32 protein-coding genes and 2 tRNA genes are annotated in these 26,931 nt (G+C 59.7%); 8 read left to right on the forward strand and 26 right to left on the reverse strand.

The annotated features are described in order from the left end of the window. The 6 genes from N1058_RS20570 to N1058_RS20595 form a co-directional block, all read right to left on the reverse strand. Positions 1-198: hypothetical protein (locus N1058_RS20570; RefSeq protein ID WP_265519478.1), on the reverse strand; the 198-nt coding region annotated here is incomplete at its 3' end. A gap of 611 nt (positions 199-809) precedes the next feature. Further along, a complete protein-coding gene (locus tag N1058_RS20575) occupies positions 810-1,484 on the reverse strand; it encodes a hypothetical protein (RefSeq protein ID WP_265519479.1) in 675 nt (224 codons plus the stop codon). A 96-nt stretch (positions 1,485-1,580) separates the two neighbouring features. Then, positions 1,581-2,009, reverse strand: a complete 429-nt coding sequence (locus tag N1058_RS20580; protein WP_265519480.1) for a hypothetical protein — start codon at positions 2,007-2,009, stop codon at positions 1,581-1,583. A gap of 2 nt (positions 2,010-2,011) precedes the next feature. Next, positions 2,012-2,284, reverse strand: a complete 273-nt coding sequence (locus tag N1058_RS20585) for a hypothetical protein (RefSeq protein WP_265519481.1) — start codon at positions 2,282-2,284, stop codon at positions 2,012-2,014. A gap of 347 nt (positions 2,285-2,631) precedes the next feature. Continuing rightward, entirely contained in the window at positions 2,632-2,982 is a 351-nt protein-coding gene (locus tag N1058_RS20590) for a hypothetical protein (protein ID WP_265519482.1), read from the reverse strand. 149 nt (positions 2,983-3,131) lie between these two features. Next, a complete protein-coding gene (locus N1058_RS20595) occupies positions 3,132-3,584 on the reverse strand; it encodes a hypothetical protein (protein ID WP_265519483.1) in 453 nt (150 codons plus the stop codon). 95 nt (positions 3,585-3,679) lie between these two features. Here N1058_RS20595 and N1058_RS20600 point away from each other — a divergent pair, with 95 nt between their 5' ends. Beyond that, positions 3,680-4,261, forward strand: a complete 582-nt coding sequence (locus N1058_RS20600) for a hypothetical protein (RefSeq protein WP_265519484.1) — start codon at positions 3,680-3,682, stop codon at positions 4,259-4,261. 93 nt (positions 4,262-4,354) lie between these two features. Here the strand turns inward: N1058_RS20600 and N1058_RS20605 are convergent, their stop codons facing one another. The 18 genes from N1058_RS20605 to N1058_RS20690 all read right to left on the reverse strand — a co-directional run bounded on the left by N1058_RS20605 (position 4,355) and on the right by N1058_RS20690 (position 18,553). Then, on the reverse strand, positions 4,355-4,549 hold the full coding sequence (locus tag N1058_RS20605; protein WP_265519485.1) for a hypothetical protein: 195 nt from the start codon (positions 4,547-4,549) through the stop codon (positions 4,355-4,357). A 113-nt stretch (positions 4,550-4,662) separates the two neighbouring features. Beyond that, the gene (locus N1058_RS20610) at positions 4,663-5,622 is read right to left on the reverse strand and encodes a hypothetical protein (protein WP_265519486.1); all 960 of its coding nucleotides are present in this window, start codon (positions 5,620-5,622) and stop codon (positions 4,663-4,665) included. 54 nt (positions 5,623-5,676) lie between these two features. Then, a complete protein-coding gene (locus N1058_RS20615) occupies positions 5,677-6,120 on the reverse strand; it encodes a hypothetical protein (protein WP_265519487.1) in 444 nt (147 codons plus the stop codon). Between the two features lie 76 nt (positions 6,121-6,196). After that, positions 6,197-8,509 carry a tape measure protein gene (locus tag N1058_RS20620; protein ID WP_265519488.1) on the reverse strand — a complete coding sequence of 771 codons (2,313 nt, stop codon included), beginning with the start codon at positions 8,507-8,509 and terminating at the stop codon, positions 6,197-6,199. Between the two features lie 9 nt (positions 8,510-8,518). After that, on the reverse strand, positions 8,519-10,138 hold the full coding sequence (locus tag N1058_RS20625; protein ID WP_265519489.1) for a terminase large subunit: 1,620 nt from the start codon (positions 10,136-10,138) through the stop codon (positions 8,519-8,521). After that, positions 10,138-10,542 (reverse strand): phage terminase small subunit P27 family, encoded by a 405-nt coding sequence (locus tag N1058_RS20630; protein WP_265519490.1) that lies wholly within the window; start codon positions 10,540-10,542, stop codon positions 10,138-10,140. Before N1058_RS20630 ends, N1058_RS20625 begins: the two co-directional genes overlap by 1 nt. Then, entirely contained in the window at positions 10,539-10,853 is a 315-nt protein-coding gene (locus N1058_RS20635; protein WP_265519491.1) for a phage head closure protein, read from the reverse strand. The genes N1058_RS20630 and N1058_RS20635 overlap by 4 nt, the downstream gene beginning before the upstream one ends. A 1-nt stretch (position 10,854) precedes the next feature. Beyond that, a complete protein-coding gene (locus N1058_RS20640) occupies positions 10,855-11,274 on the reverse strand; it encodes a DUF3168 domain-containing protein (protein WP_265519492.1) in 420 nt (139 codons plus the stop codon). Next, positions 11,271-11,696, reverse strand: coding sequence for an HK97-gp10 family putative phage morphogenesis protein (locus N1058_RS20645; protein WP_265519493.1), 426 nt, complete (start codon positions 11,694-11,696; stop codon positions 11,271-11,273). The genes N1058_RS20640 and N1058_RS20645 overlap by 4 nt, the downstream gene beginning before the upstream one ends. Next, positions 11,686-11,967: a head-tail connector protein gene (locus N1058_RS20650; RefSeq protein ID WP_265519494.1), complete on the reverse strand. Its 282-nt coding sequence runs from the start codon at positions 11,965-11,967 to the stop codon at positions 11,686-11,688. Before N1058_RS20650 ends, N1058_RS20645 begins: the two co-directional genes overlap by 11 nt. 61 nt (positions 11,968-12,028) lie before the next feature. Beyond that, entirely contained in the window at positions 12,029-12,571 is a 543-nt protein-coding gene (locus N1058_RS20655) for a hypothetical protein (protein ID WP_265519495.1), read from the reverse strand. After that, a complete protein-coding gene (locus N1058_RS20660; RefSeq protein WP_265519496.1) occupies positions 12,568-12,906 on the reverse strand; it encodes an HNH endonuclease in 339 nt (112 codons plus the stop codon). The genes N1058_RS20655 and N1058_RS20660 overlap by 4 nt, the downstream gene beginning before the upstream one ends. Further along, positions 12,903-13,532, reverse strand: a complete 630-nt coding sequence (locus N1058_RS20665; RefSeq protein ID WP_265519497.1) for a hypothetical protein — start codon at positions 13,530-13,532, stop codon at positions 12,903-12,905. The genes N1058_RS20660 and N1058_RS20665 overlap by 4 nt, the downstream gene beginning before the upstream one ends. 3 nt (positions 13,533-13,535) lie before the next feature. Further along, the gene (locus tag N1058_RS20670; protein WP_265519498.1) at positions 13,536-15,065 is read right to left on the reverse strand and encodes a phage major capsid protein; all 1,530 of its coding nucleotides are present in this window, start codon (positions 15,063-15,065) and stop codon (positions 13,536-13,538) included. Continuing rightward, positions 15,062-15,457, reverse strand: a complete 396-nt coding sequence (locus tag N1058_RS20675) for a gene transfer agent family protein (protein WP_265519499.1) — start codon at positions 15,455-15,457, stop codon at positions 15,062-15,064. Before N1058_RS20675 ends, N1058_RS20670 begins: the two co-directional genes overlap by 4 nt. Further along, positions 15,458-16,702: a phage portal protein gene (locus tag N1058_RS20680; RefSeq protein WP_265519500.1), complete on the reverse strand. Its 1,245-nt coding sequence runs from the start codon at positions 16,700-16,702 to the stop codon at positions 15,458-15,460. Between the two features lie 117 nt (positions 16,703-16,819). Continuing rightward, the gene (locus N1058_RS20685; RefSeq protein WP_265519501.1) at positions 16,820-18,385 is read right to left on the reverse strand and encodes a site-specific integrase; all 1,566 of its coding nucleotides are present in this window, start codon (positions 18,383-18,385) and stop codon (positions 16,820-16,822) included. A gap of 92 nt (positions 18,386-18,477) precedes the next feature. Then, a tRNA-Val gene (locus tag N1058_RS20690) sits at positions 18,478-18,553 on the reverse strand. Between the two features lie 216 nt (positions 18,554-18,769). Here N1058_RS20690 and N1058_RS20695 point away from each other — a divergent pair. Next, positions 18,770-18,846, forward strand: a tRNA-Asp gene (locus tag N1058_RS20695). Between the two features lie 148 nt (positions 18,847-18,994). Here N1058_RS20695 and N1058_RS20700 read toward each other — a convergent pair. Together N1058_RS20700 and N1058_RS20705 are read right to left on the reverse strand one after the other, a co-directional pair. Next, on the reverse strand, positions 18,995-19,645 hold the full coding sequence (locus tag N1058_RS20700) for a hypothetical protein (RefSeq protein ID WP_265519502.1): 651 nt from the start codon (positions 19,643-19,645) through the stop codon (positions 18,995-18,997). A gap of 209 nt (positions 19,646-19,854) precedes the next feature. Next, positions 19,855-21,150: a winged helix-turn-helix domain-containing protein gene (locus N1058_RS20705; RefSeq protein WP_265519579.1), complete on the reverse strand. Its 1,296-nt coding sequence runs from the start codon at positions 21,148-21,150 to the stop codon at positions 19,855-19,857. A 443-nt stretch (positions 21,151-21,593) separates the two neighbouring features. Here N1058_RS20705 and N1058_RS20710 point away from each other — a divergent pair, with 443 nt between their 5' ends. From N1058_RS20710 to nuoF, 6 genes are read left to right on the forward strand one after another with little or no spacing between them, the layout of a single operon-like run. Continuing rightward, positions 21,594-21,959 carry an NADH-quinone oxidoreductase subunit A gene (locus N1058_RS20710; RefSeq protein WP_265519503.1) on the forward strand — a complete coding sequence of 122 codons (366 nt, stop codon included), beginning with the start codon at positions 21,594-21,596 and terminating at the stop codon, positions 21,957-21,959. Further along, a complete protein-coding gene (locus tag N1058_RS20715) occupies positions 21,950-22,525 on the forward strand; it encodes a NuoB/complex I 20 kDa subunit family protein (protein WP_265519504.1) in 576 nt (191 codons plus the stop codon). Before N1058_RS20710 ends, N1058_RS20715 begins: the two co-directional genes overlap by 10 nt. Positions 22,526-22,534: 9 nt before the next feature. Next, positions 22,535-23,137 carry an NADH-quinone oxidoreductase subunit C gene (locus tag N1058_RS20720; RefSeq protein ID WP_265519505.1) on the forward strand — a complete coding sequence of 201 codons (603 nt, stop codon included), beginning with the start codon at positions 22,535-22,537 and terminating at the stop codon, positions 23,135-23,137. Between the two features lie 17 nt (positions 23,138-23,154). Beyond that, complete coding sequence (locus N1058_RS20725; protein ID WP_265519506.1) at positions 23,155-24,345, forward strand: NADH-quinone oxidoreductase subunit D; 1,191 nt, start codon at positions 23,155-23,157, stop codon at positions 24,343-24,345. Continuing rightward, on the forward strand, positions 24,345-25,616 hold the full coding sequence (locus N1058_RS20730; RefSeq protein WP_265519507.1) for an NADH-quinone oxidoreductase subunit E: 1,272 nt from the start codon (positions 24,345-24,347) through the stop codon (positions 25,614-25,616). The genes N1058_RS20725 and N1058_RS20730 overlap by 1 nt, the downstream gene beginning before the upstream one ends. A gap of 10 nt (positions 25,617-25,626) precedes the next feature. Continuing rightward, entirely contained in the window at positions 25,627-26,931 is a 1,305-nt protein-coding gene (nuoF, locus tag N1058_RS20735) for an NADH-quinone oxidoreductase subunit NuoF (protein ID WP_265519508.1), read from the forward strand.

The raw sequence follows: 26,931 nt of genomic DNA on the forward strand, positions 1-26,931 counted from the left end.
GAGGGTGACGCTGCGCGTTGCCGTGTCGGGCGCGCCGAACAGCGGCGCCGTCACCAGGAGCCTTTCCAGCACCGTCACATCGCCGTTCGTCTGCGTCGTATCGGAAGCCTGATCCTCTTGTGCGAATGCCGCCTCGGCAAGGCTGACAGCGATAGATGTTAAGACAAAAAGCTGGACAAATGACAAACCAGTCCTCACGTCCCCCTCCTTTAAGAACAGAATGAGGCGCTGGCTGACTGGTTTCTAAGCTGGTTGGCTGGCGCAGAAAAAACCGGCTAAATCGCCGGAACGCGCCTAGTTACCGGCGTCCCTCATAAAAGACAAGCCAATGCATGCTCTTTGAAACGGCTATCCTTGTTCCGAATCCCCAACTCCTTGTCATCAACGACTGGCCGAAGCTCCTTCGGGATGACCAGCCGGGCGAAACAGCATCATTTCGATTAAGCAGATGAGGGGCCTTGCCGGCCATTTGGAGCGTCCAATTGCAACTGATTTTGTAACATCAGAATGGACACAACGCTTTGGAAGCCATGGTTTCCAGAGATTTCAAAGGATTGGAATGGTGGGCGATGAGAGACTCGAATTGTCAAATCTCTCATCGGAAATGGAGTTAAGGTGTGGAAATATATCTATAATTTGTGAAGGAATAAAGTCCTATTGTGACATTGTGACGAGCCAAAAAATGGGTGTTGGAGGGTCATTTCATTTTTTTGGTGGTCGTGGATTTGGCACTGGCGTAGTCGTTAAGGTCAAGCCGTTTTGAATGTGCACTCCCGGCCGGCCACTGGGCTTGGGTTTTTGCGGTTTGCTCATTCTAAGTTTTCTCCATCCTGCGTAGGTTCGGTTTCCGGCTTGGGGGCTGGCTGCGGCAAGGGTATTGGCAACATTGGTGGCGATATAGGAGTTACCCCCGTCTCATCTGGCGGGTAGCCTTCATCTGTAGGCAAAGGCCAAACGATATCACCATCATCTACCACTGCTGTCTGTTTTTCAGCCTGGGCTTCCGCCGAGCGAGCATTTGCCATCGCGAAAACCAGAAGGAATATGGCCCCAGCAGCAAAGAAGACAATGGCGAAACCATTCAGAGCTCGTGTTAGATGAAGCCAAAGTCCGCCCTCGTCCGTGCTAAGTTTTCCTTTCAACATTTCCTTATCCATCTTTTTTATAACAGAAGCAGCAGCAAGTGCACTTGTGCCATATGAAAATAGATTAAATGTTATGCACGCGAGAAATAGACTCCATGAGATTACAAGAGATTTAGTGTCAACTAAATTTCCTTTCTGCGCAAAGGTCGAAATCAGGAGAATCGACAAGCCGAGTGCACCAGTGGACATTGTAAGTATCGCTTTGTCGAACGTGTTGATCTGATTAGTTCGCAGTTCGTCAATATGCTTCCGGTGATTGATATAGACTTCCCAATTGCGTTCGTGGTCATCCGCAGCTTTTTTTCCGTTATCGCTGTTCGCTTCGGCTCGATTAATCAACGTAGCTCCCTCCCGAGCCTAAAGTGGTATACATTTCTGGCAGCGAGCAGCTTCAGAACCTCTAGATCAAAACATCGAGCGAACGCGCCGTATTGGTCACGGACGCATCAGGCGATTCATCGTGCGCGAGATATCAATGAAGCCAAACTTCTTGGCCATTACCTGTGCGAGCTTGCGAGCGCCTCCGGTTGCCGAATAGGAGATACCATCTTGTGCACTGGAATTTTTGGAATCACCGGCCCAATGCAACGAGAAACCAGCGTATTTTCCACGCCCGATAACCTGAAACTGATCTTCGAAAGGTCCGCTAAAATAAAAGTTGAATATGAATGATGGAAGATCGTCAAAAACGATGCTAGCGTCATCATCTCTAATGCTTTTATTGCTATCGATAAATTCTTTTTCTAGCTTTTCTTTAAGCGCGTTCTTCGGAAGTGTCATGAAATGCTTCTTGACATTGCCGCAGAGCATATTTAGGCGCACAGCGTCATCATTTATTTCTTTGCCAATTAAAAACCCAAACATGTTCAGTTCCCCAAATACATTTGTATTAGCTGCACGCGACGTTTTGCGCGGAACCACCACCCGCCCGATTCTTCCAAGGCTTCGAGGCGCACAAGGATTTCTATCGCAATCTCTGAATCATGCGATTCTTCGCGGGTCAAAAGGCGTTGGCCCATGAGGTGATTTGTTTCGGCAAGCAACTGTTCGGCTTGGGCCTTTAGCTCGGCTCGATCTTTGGCGGACGCATGGTCCACCACTGCTTGCGCCGCGTCCTGATCCGCCCGAGATAACGACATTTCTAACCCCTCCGCACGCATTGTAGGCTAAAAGAGCAATATCCAAAACAGAAGAGCACGCCGGGCGAGCGGCATGTCGGCATATGGGTGAGTGGTTGCGCCAACTGTTGGCCGTCTATCCGTTGGTAGGGGACTCGCTAATTCCCTCCCTATTAGGAAGAAACAACAGAAGGCAACGCCAATGACACTAACCCTTTCATTTGCTGTATCACTCGCAATCGACGCTCGCTTGCTCCTGGGCTTCGCCCTGCTGGCAAGGCTTCTGCAGTAGTCGAAATAGAAGAGGGCGCGGATTTAACCGCGCCCTCTTTGTTATGGTGCGCCGGGTGAGCGGCGGGCGTTGGCGTCTAGTCGCGCCATTCACGTCGCGAGACAGGCATGCGAGCTTCAGCAGTGCGCCAAGGCTTGGAGCCGCGATTTCCTCTCAAAGCTGGATTACCGGTCGGGTCGGTAACGACAACAGTATGAGGTAGAATATTCCGGTAAGCCTGGTTTTTATCCCATTCCCATTCAAAGCTAACGGTGTCGTTCTGAAACACCCATTTCTTCGTTCCTAGTGCGTAGAATGTATAACTATCTCCCGAGATGTCCAAAACATGCAAATGCCATGCGCGGGTATTTCCGCCCTTGCTGGGAGGTCGATACTTATCTTGTAAGAATGTCCGATAGCGGTCAACGGTGGCGTTCTGTATTCTCATTGATCGGCAACCCCCTGTGTCAAGCACGGGCGATGATACCGGACGAATCACGATGTGCAAAAGCCGTCGGGTAAGCGGCGGGCGCTAGATGACCAACCAGCCGAGCGGGCGAACCAGTCCGGTGCATTAAATCGGAACGCGGCCCACCTTCAGCCTGTCCTCATCAGGCAATAGGCCGTGAGCGCCGAGCCAAGTATGCAAAGCGCCGAGAAGATGCCGGCTGCGACGCCGCTCCAATGCGTCCGGTTGATCCATCGGTTTGTGCCATCATCAAATTTTGGCCAGTGCGCATCATCGTAGATCATGCCGGGATTCACGGCCTCATAGATGCGAGCGTGAAAGCTCCAATTCGCCCACACAAGAAAACCGCATAGAAAGGCCAGAAGCAGCCCGGTGACATGCCACCAGAACACTGAAGGCAGGACCGCGCTAGATAGCCGATCGTTCTGAGTGAGGAATACAATCGAAGCGCCATGGACCAGCAAGAGAGAGGCTATCAGCCATCTCCCATAGTCGGCATTTAGCTGGAATGCGTGCCGCTTGCTTTTCTGGTAATCCTCATAGGTGAGCTTCCGAACTTCGATGGCTTCTTCGCGCGTCATTGGCATGCTCGTCCCCTCCGCTCCGAATCTATGATTGACGCAACAACAGCCAAAAGAAAAGGTGGGCACAGGCGAAGCGCGGGATGTTAGAATCTATGAGCAAACGAGAACGGACGAAAACCTTCGGTCTGAAGACGCCGACAGACCTTTACCAGAAGCTGCTGTTCGATATCGAACGGCTACGGTCGGCGCGGTCATCCGAGGAAGCGCGATATGCCGCGTTCGATTGCGCTGTAGATTCTTGGCATCTTGTGGATTGGACACTTCATTTCGTCGATAGCGATAGACATGAGCTTCTATCTGGCCGGAAACGTCCCGGCCCTCCAGGAAAAGGCCGTCTTACCGTCGAGGCCAGCTTTGCACACGCGCAAAACAAACGCCTTCCTGCGCTGAAGTTTTGCCATATCCTCGCAAACAGCGTGAAACATCGCGAGGTCCGCAACGACTTGATGCCAAACCTTTGGACGGGAAGCACTGGAATTTTATCATGGTCGGAGCCTGCGAAAGACACTGGCGAGCGCGCGGTAACGGGCATTAGCCTGCTCACCTATCTCGAAATTGATGGCGAACGATATAAGGCCGTCGAGCTCTTTGAAGACATGGCTGACCAATGGCGGGCGTTCCTCATTGAGGAAGGGCTGTTTGAGTTCCGCACCGAACCACTTGAACACGAATAAGTCCGCCGGGTGAGCGGCGGACTTCTGGTAGGTCGGCGAGGATCGACCGTTCACGCGGCTTCGCTGTAGTCTCCCGGCGCAAGGTCGAAAGCCTCACCCTTCGCGGATCGATGCCCGCCAAATATCTAGCTGCTCGCCGAGTGCAAGCTTGATGGCGTCGAGATCAACATCCGGTAGCTTGAGCTCCAGTGTCTCGCCGGTCAGCATCTTGAACGTTACTTTCTGATTGCACCGCGCCGCGATCTTCTCAACGAGGTCGGCGTAATCTTGGTCCTGAAGGAATGCCATTCTGCTTGTTCTCCTGAAATAAACTGACCGGCGAGTTATGAAACGTATCGCCGGCCTTTGTCGAGCGAAAAATATCATATAATCAAAGAGTTAGGTCAGTAATGACTGACTGCCTATTGATCTAACTGACTCAGAACATGCAGGATTTTCTTGTGCTGGCCGCTGTAGATTTTTCCTGCGGCTGAGCGGACTTCATTCGACGCATAGACCCAATCGCCATTGATCGGCCGGGAACGATTTGCAAAGCGGCCCGTCAACGGCCGCATGAAGATCGCCTGCTTCGCCGCATAGAAGCTCCAGACAGCCGATGGCTGCTGTTTCGTGTGAGCTTGATGTTGCCGAACTTCAGCCCATTCACCGCCGGCGAGGCGAAGGGCTTTGCGGGCGGCCGGCAGTTCATCTTCGGCAATGGTAAGCTCGCCATGAGCATGCAGGTTATCTTCGGCATTGACCTCGAACCCGAACCAGAAAGGGACGGTGCGCCCAAGCGCTTCCTTCAATCGCCGGGCAATACGCTTCGACAACCAGCCGGCCGATGATGCCGCGTTCCTAACCTTGGCCTCCGTGTCGGCGTCCAGGCGCAGTGTGAAGGTCGAGAAGGGGCCGCTGGCGCGCGTGGCGTAGTGGAACCACTCAAGGGAAGCCTCGTCGCTAAGATCGCGCCACGGGGCCGCCTTTTGGAAGGCTCGGGGATAGTGGTTGAGTTCGACAGCGTATTGCCGCCAGAAGCGCGCCGCCCGGATTTCTTCTTCCACTGATAGGCGCTCAGGCAGGAAGGACGGGGAGGGTGATAGGGGTAGGTGTTTGGTCGTTAGGTGAAGGGTGGAGAAGCGGGGATGCGAGGGGGCGTGATAGGTAACTGAAGTCCTGCCATTGGCTGCTGCTGCTTCAAGCTCCGCGACCGCCTGGAAAACCGGGCGGAAGAGCGCATCGCGATAGACGGATTTAACCCGTGTGCGATTTACGTTTTTGTCAGAATTACCACCGTCCTCTTTTGCAGGAATAGGAATAATTTCTTCAGATTCCTGGCGACGCTCGATGCTGAAATTGCTATAATGATCCTTGTCAGCCAATGACATTCTCCTGAGTCCGGTCGCGTCGGGATACGTGGCCGGACTTTTTACATTCTATTCGGCAATCGCCTCACGGATCAGGCGGGCAAGGTCCAGCGCGACGGATGGCGCGAAGGTGCGGGCCTCCCCGGTGTGGATATTGCGAAGCCGGATCGACGGGCCGACGCGGGCAATCTCAACACCCGCATCAACGTCAAAAACGTTTGATGCCTTCTTACGGTTCGCCAATGCCTCAATCGTTTCCGCAACAAAAGTGGCAACTGCTACCTTCCATTGAAAATTGCCGAGACGAGCGGCCGATAGGGCAATCGTCCCGTCCTCAAGCTTGGACGCATCAGCAGAACCGCCAATGCCCAAACTGTCGGTGATGGCGAGGCGCTTGGCTTCCACCGTGACAAGCTCACCGATCAAATCGGAAACGGAAACACTCTTGTGAGCGGCGACGGCCTTCAGTTGGTCGGCGCGTTCGGTGGGGATGCGAAGGAGCGTGGTAGACATAGGATATCCTGCTTGCAATTGACTTGTTAACAGGATGTAGTGATTCGATGTTGTTTATTCAAGGCCAGCGGAAGGATCAACGTCCGCGTTGATTGGCGAAGTTGCCCGGCCGCGTAGCCTTGCGCATCTCGTCGCTGACCACGCCGCGCACGGTGGTTTCCATCTGCTTCGCCATCTTCTGCGCAAGCTCGCTGTTTTGTTCCGGTGTTCCCGCCGATCCGTTCACGGTCACGGGCGCATTGATGCTGATTTGTTGGACGGGTGCGGCGTTCTGGTTCGCCGGCACATGCATGCGGCGAACGGCAGGGGAGTTGCCGACATAGCCGCCTTCGGCAAAGCCGGGAACGCGGGCGCTATTGAGGGTATCGAGCGCGGGAACGCCGATCCGGCGGGTCGCTTCCTGATTAAGGACATACTCACCACGATGGACGACGCCGGCGGGCTGATACTTGCCACCGTGGCCGGTGTAGCCGCCACGCGCGAAGCCCGGCGCATCGCCGGTCACTAGGCCACCACCGCTGAAGCCGAGGAAGCCGCTAAACATATTCATGAGCGGCTTCACAACAAGCATCTGCACAACCATGTCAATCAACCTGTCGGTGATCTTGCCAAGCGCATTGGCGAAGGCTTCCGACGCTGTCTTGCCCTGCCGAAGATCGGAGAGGAAGCCGGACGCAAGCGAGCCGCCGAAATTCGCCCATTCTTCGGCCTGCTGCTGCGCGTCCTCCTGCTTGTCGGCGAGTTCCTGCGCTTCCCGTGAGGCGTCGGCGTAACTCCGCGCCAGCGCATCAATCTGCGCCTCTAACTCTGGCGTGACGGCAATGCCGGCCTTCTGTGCTGCTGTAAGCAGCTCATGCTTCATGCGCGCCTGTTCGACGGCCGCAGCCTGTTCCTCATAGGTGCCGGTCGCGTTGCGGCGGGCCTCGCTTTCGGCGTGCATTGCAGTGATGCGTTCGCGGATTTGCTCAACCTCGCGCTCATAGGCATTTTCGCCGCTGCCACGGCCGGAACGTCCCTTGCGACCGCTGCCACTGCCGGCCGGCGGCGCATAATCGTTGATGGATACCGGCTTGACCTTCGCGCGCCGCTTGCCGCCGCGTGATGACGGCCCTTGCTGAAACGAGACTGCACCCTGCTCAGTCGTCAGGGGCTCGCCGGTGATAGGATGGTTTTGCTGTGTGAGCGGCATATCCGCCATTGCCGCACGCACCTGGGCGAGCTTTGCAACAACCTCGTCCAGCCGCGCCAGTGCTTCGGTGTTGTCAAATCCAAGCTCGCTGTTTTTCTCAATCGTCGCCTGTAGAAGCTCTACTTCGCGTTCAAGCGACTCGGCTTCCTCTTTGGCGGCCTTGGCGTCGAGATTGACGAGGTTGCCTTCCTCGTCGATGACGTCGAGCATCTGACCGAGGTTCTCCACAATGCTCTTGAAAACCTGAGAGTTGCCGATTTCGTCCAGGAACTTCACAACGGCATTGTGGGCGGCTTCGATCTCGCCAATGAAGCCGGACACGTCGAAGTTGGAAATCACGTCCGCAACCGTGGTGATGCCGTCCGCGAAGCGCTGGCTGGCGCCGGTGGACTTGTCGAATTCGCCGGCAACATCGATAAGGCTATTACCAAGGCGGGTGAACGCCTGCGAAATGGTGATCCGCGAATTCTCCGCCTGCTGCTGAAGGGTGACGCTGCCGGCCTGAAATGCCCGAAAGAAGGCTTCGCTGGAAATCTTGCCGTCAACCACAAGCTTGCGAAGCTGGGCAACGCTGCCGCCGGCTTCCTTCAGGCCGCGCGCGACGGTGCGGGCAATCGTCGGCGTGCCCTCTAAGATGCTGTTGAATTCTTCAGCACGCACCACGCCGCCGCCGAGCGCCTGACTAAGCTGAAGCAGGGAACCGGAAGCGGATTGCGCATCGGTGCCGGCAACGCGAAGGGCGGTCGCCACGTTGTCGGCGAAATCAAGAAGCTCTTCGGTCGAAACGTTCAATTCGGCTTGCGTGAGCGAGACCTTACTGAAGAGGTCGGTCAGCGCACCCATGGGTGCCGCGTTCTTCTGTGCCGACGCGAAAAGCCGCTGATAGACCTTGCTCAGCTTGTCGCCCTCAAGACCGGCGTTCTTCAGGCTGTTCTGTATCCGCGTGGCTGCGTCTACGAGCCGCTGCGCGCCACGCACCGTTGCACTGCCGGCAACGGCAAGCCCAAGGTTCCGGAAAACCCTGCCGATATTCACGGCGCTACCGCGCAAGCTGCGCTCCATGCGGTCGCCGGCCTGCTTGGCGCGCTGTTCCATCCGGCCGAAGTTCCTGCCGGTCACCTGCCTCGCGCGCGCCATATCGCGCTCATACTTGTCCATCTTTGCGACAAGCGTGACCAAGAGCTGTTGCTGGTCGTCCATCTGAATATCCTATGCTGCGTCCGCCGTGAGGCGGTCGAATTCGTCGGGGTCCATTTCGAGGAAGGATTTGCGGTTGTCGTTCGCAGCCGCGCGCGTCACGGCCATGACGGCAGCTACCGCGCCGTCAATTCGGTCGGTCTTCTTGCCTTTGTGCATGCGCACAAGGCCAGTGTCGTTCCGGCTGGCGACAACGGAATCGAAGTGATGGCGAAGGGCCGGGTGTCCACTATGGCGAAGCGCCCGGCCATTCACGACGCGCTCAAGGATGCCGATTGCCGGCCCCATGGTGAGCGGCCCTTGCCGCATCTCGACGGCCGGCAAGCCATCGTCATGCAGGTGCTGCATCGTCATGCGGGCAAGGTGAGGATCGAAGGCGATCTCGCGCACGTCGAAGCGGGCGCAAATCTCGCGAATGTGCTTTTCGACTTCTTCCGGTTCGATCACCGGCCCGTCGATGACGGTGACTAGGCCTTCATCGCGCCATTGCTCATAGGGAACGCCATCGCGTTCGGCACGGCCCTTGAGGTCTTCACCGGGCACGAAAAACCACGGATGCACGGTGATCGTGCCATCATCGTTTCGCCACGCGGCGACAACGGCGGTGAGGTCGCCATTCACCGACATATCGACGCCAAGGAAGCACGGGACTTCCTCAAGGTCGGCGAGGTCGAGCGGGATCTTGCCGGCGTCATAGACGGCCATGTCAAAAAGCGGGTCGCGGGAATGCGCCTGCCAGATATTCAGGTTGAATTGCTTGAAAGCCGCACGCTCGGCGGGCCGGTGCTCCGCTTCCTTGGCGGCCGAGCGCAAAGCATTGAGGTTCGGGAAGCCATACTTCAGGCCAGGATTGACGCGGTGCCATAGGGCTTCGTCCTGCCAATCGTTATCATTCGCGGCTTCAAAGATGATCGGCAGGAAGGCCGGATTGTCTATCTCGCCCAGCGCCACGCGGCGGGCATAGTCGTATTGATCGAAGCCGATGTTTTCCGAGCCGCGCCCAGCCGTGGTGGCGATCACCATAAGCGTGCCGCTGGTCTTCACCATGCCGGACTTTAGGGCTTCCCAAAGGTCGCGGCCCTTCCATACATGGATTTCATCGACCAGCACGAAAGCCGGCGTCTTGCCGTGCTGGGCCGCGCCGTCGCTGGAAATCGCCTGAAGCTCGACGCCTTGCGCCTTGAAGACGATCTTCTTTGCGCTGTTATGGGCGTCATAGATACGTGTGGCGGCGACAAGCCGTTTGTCCATGCGCACGATGTTCGCGGCTTCCTTGAAGCCGATGCCGGCTTGATCGCGGTCGGACGCTGCAAAGATCACCTGCCCGGCCGGAACACGTTCCGGCCCGATGGTATGGAGCAATGCTAGCGGCGCGGCGAGGCTGGTCTTACGGTTCCCGCGAGGGATCATCCAAAAGACGGTTTCCACGACGCGCCGGCCGTCTGCGTGGCGCGGCCCATAGATGCGGCGCACAATCCGTTCCTGCCAGTCGTAAAGCTGGAAAGCCGATTTCGGTGCGGTGCTGTTCGGGTGCTTCAGGCGGCGAAGGAATTCAACCGCCCGCTCGCCATGGCCTAGCGGGTCGTCAATCGGGGAGCCGTCGAAAATCCATGCGGGATAGGTGCTCGCCATCACGTCACCGCAAGCGGGTTGTCGTCGGCATCGTCATCGCCACCGATCATGGCGGCGCGCGAGCGGGCCGAAGGCGTCAAGCCGAGTTCCCCGGCGCACCGAAGTTGTTGCTGCTGCATGGCGGTGAGGATGCCGACCGCCGGGTGCCGCTTGCCGTTCGGCAGCACATAGCCTTCGGCCTGAAGCAGCGCGTGCATCTCGCGCATGGTGCCGCTGGCAATCACGAAATTCTCAAGGGCGGCGAGGTCCGCGACCGTAAGCACCTTGCGCTCGCGCACAAGGATCGGTGCCACGCGCCGCCATTCGGCCTTGGCTTCCTTGGATAGGTAGGCCGGCGCAGACGGCACGCGCGCAACTGGCGAGGTGCCGGGAACGATGGTCGAGGGCTTCAGGCCGCGCGTCATGACGTTGCCACCGCGCGAAGCTCAAGGCCACGCCTGCGGCCGATTTCGGTCACTTCTTTCAGGTCATAGGGCGCACCGGCATAGCTCACGCGGTCGGCGGTCGTGATGCCGGCAAGGTAACGAATGCGGAAAACGATGGTGCCGCTTTCAGCCTCGCCGAAGCCGGTCAGGAATTCGGATGCGGATTGCGTCACGACTTCCGCGCGCACCGTGGCAAGATTCGTCCAGGCGATGACAACCGAACCGGTCGGCGTCACGGTTTCGGTGAGGCGTTCAATAGATATGGTGCGATCAAGCTTGCCGGCGCGCATGTCAGAAGCTCCACCGCATGACCGCTTCCACCGTAAGCACGCCGTGGGTGTAGGATATTTCCGGGTCGGGATCGCGCATCCATCGGACGGCCGGCAGGCCGAATTCATCGAAGCTGAAGCCGGCCGCGTCCGGCGCTTCTTTCAGCGTGTTGCAGACGGCAAAGCCGATAGCCTTGGCCGTGTCGGAGCCGTCTTCCAGTGCCCACACATGCAGGTCGAGGAAGACGCGGGCGATATATTGCGAGCCGGATGCGTTGCCGAGAAAGATGGTCTGCCCGCCACTCATTATAATAGAGGGCAGATTGTCGGGTCGCGTCGAGCCGGCCCGGATATGAGCGGCAGGCACAAGCGCGGCCACTTCCGACGAGGCAATGAGCGCCGAACGAATAGCGGTCTGAAGGGCAAGGGTCGGCTCTATCATTTGGCGTTCCAACCGTCCTTGACGGCCTTCTTTGCGGCCCGGTTGATGCGGTTCTGAAGGCGCTTTTGGAGCAGGCGGAAGGCAGGCCAGAAGAACGGCTGCGCTTCGGTCTTGGCGGTGCCATGCTCGACAAGGTGTGGATAGCGCACGTCGCTGTTGCCGGCCGTCACCAGCACTTCGGTTTCGCCGGCCACGCGGGAACCGCCGGGCTGTGAATAGGGCGGCGTTGATTGGCCGGGCGGCGTGACTTCGATGCTGTCAGCAAGCGCGCCGGTGATCTTCGGCGCAATCGCCTTCTGTGCATTGGCAAGCTCATGGGCGGATTTCAGAAGCGCTGGCATGATGGCCTCGCGCGGTGCCTTCCTCGCCCGGTCGAAAGCGGCGAGCGTCGAGGCAAGCCCGTTGTCGGTCTTACCCGCCATCGGTCGCCCCTTCCTCACCGAACCAGTTTTCACGGTAGGAATCGGCAATGCTGGTTACGCCGTAGGGCGCAATTCGCATGGTGATGCCGAAGGCGACGGCCTCGCGCTGCTCAAAATAGAATGCGACCAGCTTCAGGACCGCGAGCTTCAAATCGTCCGGCAGCGGGTCGAGCGTCGAAAGCGGCGTGCCGATGTAGTTGCCGAGCCACGTTTCAGCAGCGCCAAGATAGAGCTGGATCAGCTCGTCATCGGTGTTTGTGTCGATATTCATGTGCGCTTTCGCAAGCGCAGGGGTCACGATGCTCATGCGTTTTCGGCCTTTTCGGGAAAAGTTATTTCGGGCCGCTCTTGTGCGGTGCTCCGGTTCCCTTTGAACCCTCTAAGTCGCAAGAGACCCCCCGCCACCTGCCGCTAGGCATGGCGAGCGCTTCCGCGAGCGTGCGGCCGTTGAACATGCGTGCAATCAAGGTGTCGTATTTGATGTCGACGTGCTTCGCCCACTCGGCGAGCGTCTTCGATACGCCATTGACGGTATGTTGCTGGGCACGAGCGCGAGGCTTCATCGTAAGCGCCTGCTCAATTGCCATGCCTGAGCGAATGCGGCGTGCGAGGGTCTGATAATCAACGCCGCAACAGGAAGCCCACTCGCTGAGCGACTTGCTTGCACCGTTGTAGGTGTAGAGCTTCGGTTTGCGGCTGGGGCGCGGGCGAGTGTTCAGGCTAGGCGGCGGCTCTTTGCCGATCCACTCGGCTACTCGCGCGGCTGCTTGCTGCCGGCGAGCTTCCGCACGGTGCAAGGCACGCTCGCGTGCGGCGCGGCACTCGGCTTCGTATTCCTGTCGGTCGATATGGCGGGCGCGTTCGGCGGGCGTCATTGGCCGCGCTCCTGCCGCTGCTTCACGCTGTTATGGCAGCGCGTGCATAGGGGTTGCCAGTTGCTGCGATTCCAGAACAAGGCGCGGTCGCCACGGTGCCGCACGATATGGTCAACGGTCGTGGCCGGGTTGCCGCACATACGGCAATATGGATGCGCGGCGAGATATTCGTCGCGCGCCTTCCGCCATACGTGATCATAGCCGCGCTGGCGTGCTGTCGGCCGGCGTGCATCGTGGCGCGCATTGCGCTCGTGGGTGGTCTGGCGCTGGCATTCGCAGCGGACGCCATACGGCACGACATTGCCACACTGGCACAAATGCGGTGGCCTGCTCATGATGCCCTCGCAATCTTCGCCTTGAGCGCGCGAAGGCCACCGCGATCAAAGGCGGGGTCGGAAGCTTGTGCATCGATCTGGCGAAGCTGTTCAGGCGTGTAAGGGGCAGATTGCTTGTCCTCGCCATCACCTTCCGGTGAGCCGTGGATGGCTTTCAGCTTCGCCATATGGCCGGCGAAGGCTTCGTTGATTTCGGTCGGCGTGGCGTTCCATGCGGTTTCGGGCGTCCAGCCGAGCCAGCCGGTCGCGGTGCGGTAAAGCTCGCGATAGACTTCCGGCCAAGGCATCGGCTTGGCGGTCGGATCGGTCTTGGCGGTGTCGTCGGGTGCGGGAATGAATGACGCGACAAGCGTGAGGATCGGCGCGGCGATGGTGTCGGCGACGATCTTCAAAGGGGTGGCGTCAAGCCGGGCAAGGAAGGCGCTCGCCTCATGCCGGTCGGTCGCGGCGGTCATGATGATGGCGCGGACGGTGCCAAGGTGGAAATCGGCAACGCGCCGGAACAGGCCGGCGAAGCCATCATGCAGCCGCTCAAGGTAGGAAGCAGCCCGCAATGACGGGCGCAGACGCACGGTGCTGACTCCGAGCGCAAGCGTGATCTCGTCATTTGCGGACTGCAAGGTCATGGCTTAGGGCACTGCGTTGATTAGGAGCTTGATCAGGGCTTCACCCATGACCACCTTGCCGCCGACACGGCGACGGCCGCCGAACACAACAATGTCCTCGCCAAAGCGGGTGCTGTAATCAGCATGGGGTTCAAAGGTGACGCGATCGGTGATCGTGTAGCCGCGCGCGAAATCGCCGAAGATGATCGGCGTTGCGTCTTCGGCAGCATCCGGCATGTAGTCACATTCATAAACCGGCTTGCCAAGCAATAGGCCCGGCTGGCCAGCCTGAAGGCCGGACTGCCAAAGCAGATTGCCGTCACTGTCGCGAAGACCGCGCACGACGCGCATGGTCTTCCGGTTCATCAACCAAGCGCCATTCAGCGCATAGGCCGACTTGACGCCATAGAAGGTATCAAGCAGGGCGTCGGTATCGATTGCGGTTGCTTCGACATTCTCGACTTCCGTCGAGGTAAGAACACCTTCGGCCTGCGTCGTGCCGTTGCCGGTGACGAACCATTCGCTTTCGAGCGTGCCGAATTCTGAAACGATATGCGACTGAAGGAAGTCCACCAGATTAACCGCGCTGTCCTCAAGGGCGGTGCGCGAAACGGGCGTCATGACACCCATGGCGAAATTCTTGATATCGATCTGTTCGAAGGTCGGTTCGGACTCCGGCTTCTGCTGCACTTCGGTTACACTGCCGGGCACAACGCGGTTAACCAGGCGTGGAATCTGGAGAAGCGAGCTTCCGACCGCGACGACGCGCGCAAGCTGCCGAACCGGCGAGGCAGGGCGAATCTTCTCAAGAATGGTCGCTGAAAAGTCGTCACGGACAAGATTGCCGGCGGTTCCGGGCGTGGCAACCGTCAACGCCTTCTTTTCAAGTAGAGACTCCCGAAGCTCCGCTTCGAACGCCTTCATGTTGTCGTTTGCGGCGGCCGGATGGTTGTCGTTGGCGGCAACCGGACGATTGGCCTTTGCCTCAAACTTGTCCATGCGGGCCTTGAGGGCGTCGAAGTCCTTCTTCTCAATCACCGGATCGGCCTTGGCTTCCGGTGCATTCTCAATCTCATCTTCCATTCTTTCAGTCCTTTCGTGGGATGCCGTGCCATCGGCGGCTTTGATCGACGTGATTTGCGCGCCCGGATGGCAAGGGACCGCGACAACTGAGATTTCATGGAGGGCGAGCGCCGTAATGGTCCGCCCGCGCTGGCGAGGCTTGGCGCTCTTGGTGACAAAGCCGATAGAAAGGCCGGTGACGGCCTTCGCCTTGATCAGTGCGTGAACCTCGCGGGCGCGCGCTACCTCATCGATAAGCAAGCGGCCCTTCACCGTGAGACCTTCGGCCGTTTCGGAGATGCTGTCCCAAACGCCGATGGACTGCGCTTGATCGTGTGCAAACAGCATCGGGACGATTGCCGGGGCGGTGATCGCGCCCTTTTCGATCACGTCGCCGACGCGATCCGGAGAGCCGAAGGGCCATGCGATGCCGGAAATCTCGCCGGCATCGTCAACGGTGAGCGTGGCCTTGATTTCGAGACGTTCGGTCATGCCGGCACGTCCGCGTAAGCGTCACGGATCGCGGCGGCGAGGTCGCCAGTCGCTGCGGCTTGTCGTAACTCGTCCTGGGCGTCATCGGCCGATGCCGGGCTGCCGCTCCATCGAGCTTCAAGAATGTCGAAGGCAAGGCCGAAGACTTCCACAACCGGCGTGGGCTTGGCGTAGGCATCAATGAGTGCCTGCGCTTCTTTGGGTGTCGTGCCGCCGCCGATTAGGCCGAGCCGGATCACTTCCAATATGTCGGCATAGCGAAACTGCCCGGCGAGGAACTGCTGATAGATCGCGCCGAAGCCGATGCCGGCCTTGCGCTCAAGCTCAAGAATCTGATCGGAGGGGAGGGCGAAGGTCTGTTCGCCATCGCCGAAAAAGGCGGTGTGCTTCATCTATGCTGCTTCCTTCGCCGGTTTGGCGTTGTCGTTGTCGCCGGCCGGCGGCGTGGTCGAGGTGTAGGGATTGGCAAGTTCGTCGCCGCCTTCCATGGCCGGAAGGTTCATGGCGGCGCGGACTTCGTTCGGCGTCATGGCGCGCATGGCGACCAGCTTGCCGAAGATTTCGGCCCGGCCGGCCGCGTCGGCGCGCTGAAGGTCGTCAATGACGAATTCGAAATAGAGGCTGTCGCGCTCGTCTTCGGTCAGAAGCACAGTGGCGTAAGCGTCTTGCCAGCGGTCGAGCCAAGGCCGCAAACAGAGTTGCAGGAACGACGCTGCTAGCTGCTCGGCATTGGACCATGTGGCGCGCTCAAGCTGATAGAGCATGGAGGGCGGCACGCCGAAGATGCGGGCGATCTCATTAATCTGCTCAAGCCGGTTCTCAAGGAATTGAGCATCCGTGCTAGGCATCGTCTGGGCCGTGTATTCGCGGCCACCGTCGAGCACCAGCGGGTCGCCGTTGTCATTGGCCTGCCACTTGCGCCACGACTTCAGGATATTGTTGATGGTGGTCGCGCCGGACGCATCGCCGGGAATCTTGTTCTTGTCAGTGATGACGCCGGACGGGCGAGCACCGGAACCGAAGAATTTTGAAGCGTGGCGCTCAAGCACCATGCCAACGCCGATGGCATCTTTGCCGAGCGTGACTGGCGAGACGCCGCCGAAGGCCGGAAGGTAAAGAACATCGCGGTAGGACAGGCGGACCTGCTTCCGGCCCTTCACATTCACGAGGTAATAGGGTTCACCGTCATCTTCGGTGCGGCGCTGCACGGTGCCGGGCGCGAGGCGGTGAAGCTCATAGGGTCGGTCGTCACCGACGCGGACAACCTGCGCATATCCAGCGCCGTGCAAGAGGGCATCGACGGTGAGGTCAACGCGAACCTGCCCGGCGCTGGTCCAAGGGTTGGCACGGTTGTGAACGATCCGATTGCCGCCATGGTCGTTGGCGGCTTCCTTGCTGTCGCCTTCGTCGCGATAGAGCTTGCAGGGAAGCGAGCCGACCGTTTCGGAGATCAGGCGGATAGCGTGAAGAACGGCCGGCACGCGCAAGGCGGTGCTGGCAGTAACGGTAACACCTGAAGCGGTAGGGAAGACGCCAAATAATTCAGCAATGGCAGGATCGGAAAGAGGCAATGCCTTCTGTTCCGATCCGAAACCAAGCGACTTCTTTACACTGCCGAACGCATTACCAAGCAACAAGAGATTACACCTAAGAGTGAACTTAGGAATATTGTCTCATGGATCGGTTTAGGAAAATAGTCTTAAATATCAACTATTTCGTCAGTCAGCTTTATTTATGCTGACTGACAAACTTTCTTACGCAATGGGAATTGGCTTTATCCTGTCCATGGCGTCGGCGAGGCCGGGAAGCATCACTTCGCTTCGCCCATAGTGCTCATGCGAGTGCCCAGACGTTCGGCCGGTGAGGTAGTTGCGGGCGTCGTCTTGCATGCCATCACGCCGGCACAAATCTTCAAACAAGTGCCGCCAGCCGTGGTTGGGGGATAGCTCCGGGCGCTTCTCAAACGGAACCAGTTCGCGAACCCATGAGCTAATGCGCGGCTGCACGTTGATTTCTTCCTTGCTCTCACCACGGAACAGCCGGCCGGCGTCGGCACGCTCGACAAGCTCAACCAAGCCTTCCGCGACAAGGGCCTTGTGGACCGGAATGCGGCGCTCGCTGCTGGCGTTCTTGAGGGATCGGTTGCCGGCGGTCGTCACCTTCCAAAACCAGCGGTCGCCCACCTTGAAGAAATCTTCCTTCCGCAGGCTAGCGGCCTCGCTGACACGCATGCCGGAATAGGCGCATAGCCACGGAATCCAGCGCAGCATTTGCTTAGTCTCTTTACGGGCAGCCGCAAGCACAACCTTTGCTTCGTCCATGGTGAAGGCGCGAAGGTATGAGGGCGTGGTGGTGTAGTCGGGTGTCTTGATGCCGGTGAGGGGATTGCCGGTCGGCAGGAAGTTTTCGGGGTCGTTCTGGCGTCCCCAATTCAGCACAGTGCGGACGTTCTGAAATTTCATCTTCACTGTGCGGTTGCCCAAGTGGCCGGCATCCTGCATGGCCTCAATCCAGTTCTTGCCTTCGACTGCCGTCACCGCCGCCGCATTCTTGGAATTGCGGAATGTGGCAAACTCGACCGCAGCATCGCGATACTTCTTCACGGTGCGGTCGGGGAGGGGCTTCGCATTCTTGCCGCGCGCCCGCAGCTTCACCTCGGCGTCAATGATGTCGTCGAAGGTGATGGGCGCGGCGGATTCCTCTTCAGTCGTTTCGCCCGCTAGCATCGGATGAGACGGCCTGCCGGTGAAGTCGCCGTGGTCGCGCTCATCCTGCCGCGCCATGGCCTCATAGTTGGCGAGGCAAAGCGCCTGGGCGGTTGCACGCCATTTAGGCGAGCCTTTCGCAGCCGATGTGTTGCCGGTCGTCTGTAGGCGCGCGATGCGGTCGCCTACTAGTTCTTCAAGTTCGTCGTCGGACAGGGAGCCGGAGAAACCATCTCGCAATCGCTGCGCCCGGTCGACGTCAACGCCAAGCATGGCGTAACGGTGATCGTGCTGGCGTATCTCGGCATCAAACTCTATCTGAGCTTCATACTCGCGGCGGGCGATCTCTTCGACGGAAAGAGGATAGCGCCCCGACGCCATGGCCTTGCCGTCCGCGTTGGCCTTCTGCTCTGCCAAGCCGATCTTGTATTGAAGGGTGGCAACGGCGGCAGCATGCTTCCTGATTGCTGTCCGCCTGTCGCCTCCAAGCTGGACCTCAAGCTCGCTTTTATCTGTATCGGGTGGCGGTAGAAACGGCCGCAAACGCGGCGGCACGACTATGCGAGCCGAATAACGGCCATTCCGTTCCTTCCAATACCGAATCTTTCCAGCCACCCAAGCACCCATTTTGTGACGAATTTTGTGACGCCAGAATGGGCGGAAAGCCTTGCGTGTCAAGGGCTTCTAACGATTTCAATGGGATAGGGTGGTGGGCGATGAGAGACTCGAACTCCCGACATCTTCGGTGTAAACGAAGCGCTCTACCAACTGAGCTAATCGCCCTTTGAGGCCGCAGCCCGTAAATGGACTGCCCTTCAAGCACGTCCGTTTAGGCGTTTCGCTCCGCAACCGCAAGATCAAATTGCCGCTTTGCGGCGGGTTTTCATCCCTGCCCGAAATTCATCCGGCAAAGCGTCACGGATGCGCTTGACAGCTTGGGCAATACCCCCTAATTCACCGCCACGACGCCGAACGAAGCATCGTTTGCGCGTCGCCCACGCGGGTGTAGCTCAGTTGGTTAGAGTGCCGGCCTGTCACGCCGGAGGTCGCGGGTTCGAGCCCCGTCACTCGCGCCACTTCTCAACGACTTGGAGAAGTGGCGCTCGCAAAAAGTCTGAACGCCTGTTCGACAATCAAATCCTTTTTCATGATCTGTTGGCCCCAGGGACGCCCGACCGTGCTTGCGGCATTCACCGGAGTTGAGCCGCCCGCGGGTCCTTGCCGCTAGAAGCGATAACGCAAGCCGATCGTGCTTGCGTTCGAGCCTTCGCCGAAATTGCCAAATGTCCCGTCTCCGCCCGACCTATGGTGAAGCCGGTAGACGAGTTCGAGATTCGGCGCCTGCCGGAACCTGAGCGCAATTTCCGGACTGACGAAGCCCAGAAAGGTCGCATCGCCATTGTAACGTTCTTCGCGTCGGCGCTCGATTTCGGTCGGACCGGTAACGACGCTGAAGCCGGCCGCCAGCCCCGGTGCAATTGCCACGTCGCCAACGACCAGGCCCTGATGGCGGAGTCTGAGGCCGGCCCAAAGCTCGCCGCTCGCATCCTCTTCGTCGCCAAAGCGGATCGCGGCACCTGCCACGCCGCCGAGCACGAAGCCCAGTCCGAGCTCGCTAAAGTCACGGCCCAAAGCTGCGCCAACCGTATAATTGTCCGCGTATTCAGCCTCCCAGAAACGGAGAGCACCGCCGAAGGTGTCTTCGGCAAAGACGCCGCCGAACAGGTGGACATCATTCTTTGTGGCCGGTGTCTCGGGGCTGACGAAAGGGTCGGTTGTCGCGAAATAGAGGAACCGATCGTCGTCCCCAGCACGCCCCGTACCGACTGACGCCGCCAGCAAGATTGCTGTGAGCGTGAATTTGATCTTGCTCATTTGCCCCCCTTCGAATCGCGCGTCAATAAAAAGCAGAGATCAAATTGGTAACTGCGGAAAGCTTCTCAAGGAAGGACTTTCAGAGATCTCGTTCATCAAGCCGGTTTGGTGTCATCCTGGCATGGACCAGGAATGCTGCGCTTGAATATCAGTTACGGGTGCTCACTTGGAGCCCGGTTGAAAACCAGGACGGACTTTTCACTGCCTCGCTATTGACCGATAAAAGTCCCGCGCCGACTCTCAATCTCCGAACTTTTGGTCGGGCTTTTATGGGCAAGTCGCTTTCCAGGAGCTTCGAAGTCAGAGGCTGCAGCCTTGAGATCTGACGCGAGATCGCCCCGGTCGCGGATCTCAACCCTTTCGAGCCCAAGCCAGGAAGCCATCTGCGCCAGTTCCTCGAAGAGTTCGACGGCTGTTTCAGGTGGAGCGTTGCTTTCCGCGAACGCACTCTGCACCTGCAGTGCGCCGCCTTGGCGGTCTGCCTTGAGGTCGACCCGGGCGACGATTCGTTCTCCCATGACAAACGGGAACACGTAATAGCCGTAAACGCGCTTTTCGGCAGGCGTGTAGATTTCGATCCGGTAGTGGAAATCGAACAGGCGCTCGGTGCGCGAACGCTCCCAGATCAGCGGGTCGAACGGCGCAAGCAGCGCCCGCACATCGACCTTGCGCGGCAGACGGGCGTCCCGGTGAAGATAGGCCTGCTTCGCCCAGCCCTTCACCGTGACCGGAACGAGCATGCCTTCTTCCACCAGTTCGTCAACTCGCGGGTGCGCATCGTCGGGAGCGAGACGGAAATAGTCGCGCAGATCGCTTGCCGTCGCCACGCCATGCGCCCTTGCCGCGATCTCCATCAGTTTGCGCTGCGCGTCCGCAGGGGAGGGCGTGGGGCGGGACGTGATATGCGGCGGCAACACCCGCTCGGGCAGGTCGTAGAGCCTCTCGAAATTGGGTCCGCGCGAATGTGTGGTCACCAGACCGGCCCAGAATAGCCATTCGAGCGCGCGCTTCGGTTCGCTCCATTCCCACCAGCCGCTGGCGCCCTTGTGGCCGTCGATGTCGGCGGCTGCGAGCGGGCCGTTTCGGTCCACCTCCCGCAGCACCTCGTCGATGACGGCGCGACGCTCGCGGCCGAATGTCGCGAGGCCGCCATAGATGCCGCGACCCTCCCGCGCGCGCTGCATGCGCCAGCGTAGCAGGGGTTCCATTTCCACCGGCAGCAGCGATGCTTCATGGGCCCAATATTCGAACAGCGCGCGCGGCCGCCGCGATTGGGCACGGTCGAGGATCGCCGTGTCATAAGCGCCGAGGCGGGAAAAGGCCGGCATATACTGGGCCCGTTGGGCGACATTGACGGAATCGATCTGGAACAGGCCGGTGTGGTCGAGAACCCGCAGCAGATGGCGGCGCTCCACCTGGCCGGCAGGCTTCCTTGCCGCAAAGCCCTGAGCGGCCAGAGCGATGCGCCGCGCCCGCAACTGCGTCAATTTTTCCTGCCCGGCCATCACGATCCCTTCCAGAAGGCTGCAAGCTAGCGCGGTGAAGTCCGGCAAACCACCCGTTTTGCAGGTCGCGGCGAATACTGCTGACATATCGGAAAGTGCAGGAGGGAGGGTTCACGCAACCGCTTCGCATTCCTAGATAAGCAGTTGTCGGCACACGCCGCCGATGAGCGCCGTCGATCAACGCTGCGTCGCCGCAGGCCAGGCTGGCATCTGTCGGAACATGCCCGCTTTCGGAACCGCGCGTGAAAGGCAATCGAGTGAGGCTGAGTGGAAACTTATGCCCCATTCTTGCCAAGGTTTGACTTGCGTCGCCAGACTGCCTGCGCTAACCCTCGCCGCGTTGCAACATGGGCTGTGCCGGGCCGCGTTTCTTGCCATCGCGGGACTGTGCGACACGCCCCAGTACGGAGCCTCGCATCAGGCGGGCAACGGAAAGTCGGACAATGAACGATCTCTTGAGTTCATATCTACCTATCATCATCTTCATGGGCGTTGCGTTGGGAATCTGCCTGGTGCTGATCGCCGCACCCTTCGTGGTGGCCTATAAGAATCCGGATCCGGAGAAGCTGTCGGCCTACGAATGCGGCTTCAACGCCTTCGACGATGCCCGCATGAAGTTTGATGTGCGCTTCTATCTGGTCGCCATCCTGTTCATCATCTTCGATCTCGAGGTGGCGTTCCTGTTTCCATGGGCGGTTTCGTTCGGCGCGGTAGGTTGGCTCGGTTTCTGGTCGATGATGGTATTCCTCGGTGTGCTGACAATCGGTTTCATCTACGAATGGAAGAAGGGAGCGCTGGAATGGGATTGAAGGACAACACCCTCGTCGCACCCGCGCCCAGAGGTATTCTCGACCCCAATACCGGCAATCCGGTGGGGCAGAACGATCCGTTCTATGCGGACATCAATTCGGAGCTGTCCGATAAGGGCTTTCTCGTAACCTCGTCGGAGGCGCTGATCACGTGGGCGCGCACCGGCTCGCTGATGTGGATGACCTTCGGGCTTGCCTGCTGCGCCGTGGAGATGATGCACGTCTCCATGCCGCGCTACGACGCCGAACGCTTCGGCATCGCCCCGCGCGCCTCTCCGCGCCAGTCCGACGTGATGATCGTGGCGGGCACCTTGACCAACAAGATGGCCCCCGCGCTGCGCAAGGTCTACGATCAGATGCCGGAGCCGCGCTACGTGATCTCGATGGGTTCCTGCGCCAATGGCGGCGGCTATTACCACTATTCCTATTCGGTGGTGCGCGGTTGCGACCGCATCGTGCCGGTCGATATCTACGTGCCGGGCTGCCCGCCTACGGCTGAAGCGCTGCTCTACGGCATTCTTCTTCTCCAGAAGAAGATCCGCCGCACCGGCACCATCGAGCGCTAGGAGACTTGCATGAGCGAAGCGCTTAAGGACCTTGCAGCCTACATCACCGAAAAGCTGGACGCCCAGATCCAGGACGCACTCATCGCCTGTGGCGAGCTGACGCTTCTGGTGGACGCGGGCGACATTGTCGACGTGCTGAACTTCCTGAAATCGGACGTCCAGTGCCAGTTCATCTCCTTCATCGATATTTCGGGCGTCGACTACCCGTCGCGAGACAAGCGCTTCGAGGTCGTCTACCATCTCCTGTCGCCCCGGCAGAACCAGCGCATCCGCGTCAAGATCTCCACCGACGAGGAGACGCCGGTGCCCTCCGTCGTAGACGTCTTTCCTGGTGCGGATTGGTTCGAGCGCGAGGTCTACGACCTTTACGGCGTGCTTTTCACCGGTCACCCGGACCTGCGTCGGCTGCTTACCGACTACGGCTTTGAAGGCCACCCCCTGCGCAAGGATTTCCCGCTGACCGGCTTCGTCGAAGTCCGCTATGACGGCGATGCCAGACGTGTGGTCTACGAGCCTGTCGAGCTTCGCCAGGAATTCCGCAATTTCGATTTCCTCTCGCCCTGGGAAGGGACGGAATACGTGCTTCCGGGCGATGAGAAGGCGAAGCAGTGAATGGTGGTTGCCGCTAAATGACCGAGCATTCCGTCCGCAATTTCAATATTAATTTCGGCCCGCAGCATCCGGCCGCGCATGGCGTTTTGCGCCTTGTGCTGGAGCTTGATGGCGAAGTGGTCGAGCGCGTCGATCCGCATATAGGTCTTTTGCATCGCGGCACCGAAAAGCTGATCGAGGCCAAGACCTATCTGCAGGCCATACCCTATTTCGATCGTCTCGACTATGTCGCGCCGATGAACCAGGAGCACGCCTTCGCGCTCGCCGTCGAGCGCCTCCTGGAGATCGAGGTGCCCATCCGCGGGCAGCTCATCCGCGTGCTCTACTCCGAGATCGGCCGCATCCTCTCGCACCTGTTGAACGTCACCACGCAGGCAATGGACGTCGGTGCGCTGACACCGCCGCTCTGGGGCTTTGAGGAACGCGAGAAACTGATGGTGTTCTACGAGCGCGCCTCGGGATCGCGCATGCACGCGGCCTATTTCCGCCCCGGCGGCGTGCATCAGGACATTCCGGACAAGCTTGTCGAGGATATCGGCAAGTGGATCGACCCGTTCCTGAAGACGGTCGACAATCTCGACGAGCTTCTGACCGGCAACCGCATTTTCAAGCAGCGCAATGTCGACATCGGCGTGGTGACGCTGGAGGACGCCTGGGCCTGGGGCTTCTCCGGCGTCATGGTGCGCGGCTCGGGTGCCGCATGGGACCTGCGCAAGAGCCAGCCCTACGAGTGCTACCGGCAGATGGAATTCGATATTCCCATCGGCAAGAACGGCGACTGTTACGACCGCTATCTGATCCGCATGGAAGAGATGCGCCAGTCGGCAAAGATCATGCGGCAGTGCGTCGACCGGCTTCTGGGCAAGAACCGCACCGGCCCCGTCTCCAACACCGACGGCAAGATCGTTCCGCCCAAGCGCCCTGCCATGAAGCGCTCGATGGAAGCGCTGATCCACCATTTCAAGCTCTACACCGAAGGTTATCGCGTGCCCCCCGGCGAGGTTTACGCCTGCGTGGAGGCGCCCAAGGGCGAGTTCGGGGTCTATCTCGTGGCCGACGGCACCAACAAGCCTTATCGCTGCAAGCTGCGCGCGCCGGGATTCGCCCATCTCCAGGCCATGGATTTCATGTGCCGTGGCCATCTCCTGGCCGACGTCTCCGCCGTGCTCGGCTCCCTCGACATCGTGTTTGGTGAGGTAGACAGATAATGTCAGTCCGCCGTCTCGCAGACGAATCCCTCCAGCCCGCTTCCTTTGCCTTTTCCCGCAATATGAGCTCGGAGGCGAAGCGCTGGATCAAGAAATACCCGAAGGGCCGCGAGCACTCGGCGGTGATCCCGCTTCTCATGCTCGCGCAGGAGCAGGAAGGCTGGGTGACGCGTCCTGCGGTCGAGCACGTGGCCGAAATGCTGGACATGCCGCTCATCCGGGTCTTGGAGGTGGCGACCTTCTACACCCAGTTCCAGCTCGCCCCCGTCGGCACCCGCGCCCACGTCCAGGTTTGCGGCACCACGCCCTGCATGCTGCGCGGGGCGGGCGAGCTCATTGATCTTTGCAAGTCGAAGATACATCCCGAGCCCTTGCATACCAACGAGGCCGGTACGCTCTCCTGGGAAGAAGTTGAGTGCCAGGGCGCCTGCGTGAACGCGCCCATGGTCATGATCTTCAAGGATACCTATGAAGATCTCACGGTGGAACGGCTTGAGGAGATCATCGACGCTTTTGAGGCCGGCAAGGGGGATACGGTCAAACCCGGACCGCAGATCGACCGCTTCTATTCTGCTCCCGCTTCCGGACTGACCAGCCTGACGGACGAGAAGGCCGTCACCCGAATGGCGGCAGACGGCCGCAAGCCTGCATCCAAAGCGCGCGGGGCGGCGGTGCCGCCGGCTCGCGCCGCCAAGCCCGAGACGGAGGCGCTGGAAACCGACGCAGCGATAAGGTCGCCATCGCCCGTAAAGGTCTCCAGCAACGGCGAGAAGAAGGCCAGCGTCAAGCCGCCGAAGGAGGACCCGACGCAGGCCGACCGGGTTGCGGAAGAAGCCGAGAAGACGACCCGCACGCGCCGCCATTCAGGCAAGCCGAAGTCGCCAGAGCCTGCAATGCGCGCGCCTGAGCTGAAGAAGGCCAAGGCATCGGCCGAGATGGAAAAAGGCCCCGAATCGCCTGCTCGCGGCAAGGAGCCCAGGCCTTCGCTGGAAGACAGGAACCGTCCGAAGGCCAAGCCCCGTCCGGCGCAGCCCGACGACCTGAAGATGATCTCCGGCGTCGGCCCCAAGATCGAGGGTATTCTCAACGATATCGGCATCTACACCTACGCGCAGGTCGCATCCTGGAAGAAGGCCGAACGCGAGTGGGTGGACGGCTATCTGCGCTTCAAGGGGCGCATCGAGCGTGAAGACTGGGTGAAGCAGGCCAAGGCGCTCGCCAAGGGCGGTGCCGCCGAATATGAGCGCGTCTTCGGCAAGAAGCCGCGTTGAGGAGAGTGTGATGCTGCAAGATAAAGACCGCATCTTCACCAATATCTACGGCCAGTTCGACAAGTCGTTGAAGGGTGCGATGGCGCGCGGCCATTGGGATGGCACCAAGGGCCTCATCGATAAGGGCCGCGACTGGATCGTCGGCGAGATGAAGGCTTCCGGCCTGCGCGGACGCGGCGGAGCGGGCTTTCCCACCGGTCTCAAATGGTCGTTCATGCCCAAGGAACCGGGCGAGCGGCCGCACTATCTCGTCGTAAACGCCGACGAATCGGAGCCCGGCACCTGCAAGGACCGCGACATCATGCGCCACGACCCGCACACGCTGGTCGAAGGCTGCCTGATCGCCGGCTTCGCCATGGGCGCCCACACCGCCTATATCTATGTGCGCGGCGAATTCATCCGCGAGCGCGAGGCGCTGCAGCGTGCCATCGACGAATGCTATGACGCCGGTCTCCTGGGCAAGAACAACAAGAACGGCTGGGATATGGACGTATTCGTCCATCACGGCGCCGGCGCCTATATCTGCGGCGAAGAGACGGCGCTGCTCGAGAGCCTGGAAGGCAAGAAGGGCCAGCCGCGCCTCAAGCCGCCTTTTCCGGCCAATGTCGGCCTCTATGGCTGCCCGACCACGGTCAACAACGTCGAATCCATCGCCGTCGCGCCGACTATACTGCGCCGCGGAGCATCCTGGTTCTCCTCTTTCGGTCGCGAGAACAACAAGGGCACCAAGCTCTTCTGCATTTCCGGCCATGTGGAAAACCCGTGTACGGTGGAAGAGGAAATGTCGATCCCGTTCCGCGAGCTGATCGAGCGCCATTGCGGCGGCATCAGCGGCGGCTGGGACAATCTCCTGGCCGTCATTCCGGGCGGTTCCTCGGTGCCGCTGGTGCCGGCCGATCAGATCATCGACACGCCGATGGATTTCGACGCGTTGCGCGACCTTAAATCCGGCCTGGGCACGGCGGCCGTCATTGTCATGGACAAATCCACCGACATCGTGAAGGCCATTGCCCGGCTCTCCTATTTCTACAAACACGAAAGCTGCGGCCAGTGCACGCCGTGCCGCGAGGGCACCGGCTGGATGTGGCGCGTGATGGAGCGGCTGGTGCGCGGCGAGGCGCAGAAGCACGAGATCGACATGCTGCTCGATGTGACGAAGCAGGTGGAAGGCCACACGATCTGCGCGCTTGGAGACGCTGCTGCCTGGCCGATCCAGGGCCTGATCAGGCATTTCCGCCCGGAAATCGAGCGGCGCATCGACGAGTTCACGCGCAACGCGCACCGTGCCGAACCGGCGCTGGTGGCGGCGGAGTAG

The sequence above is a fragment of the Nitratireductor luteus genome (genome assembly GCF_026162365.1).
Classification (GTDB): Bacteria; Pseudomonadota; Alphaproteobacteria; order Rhizobiales; family Rhizobiaceae; genus Chelativorans; species Chelativorans luteus.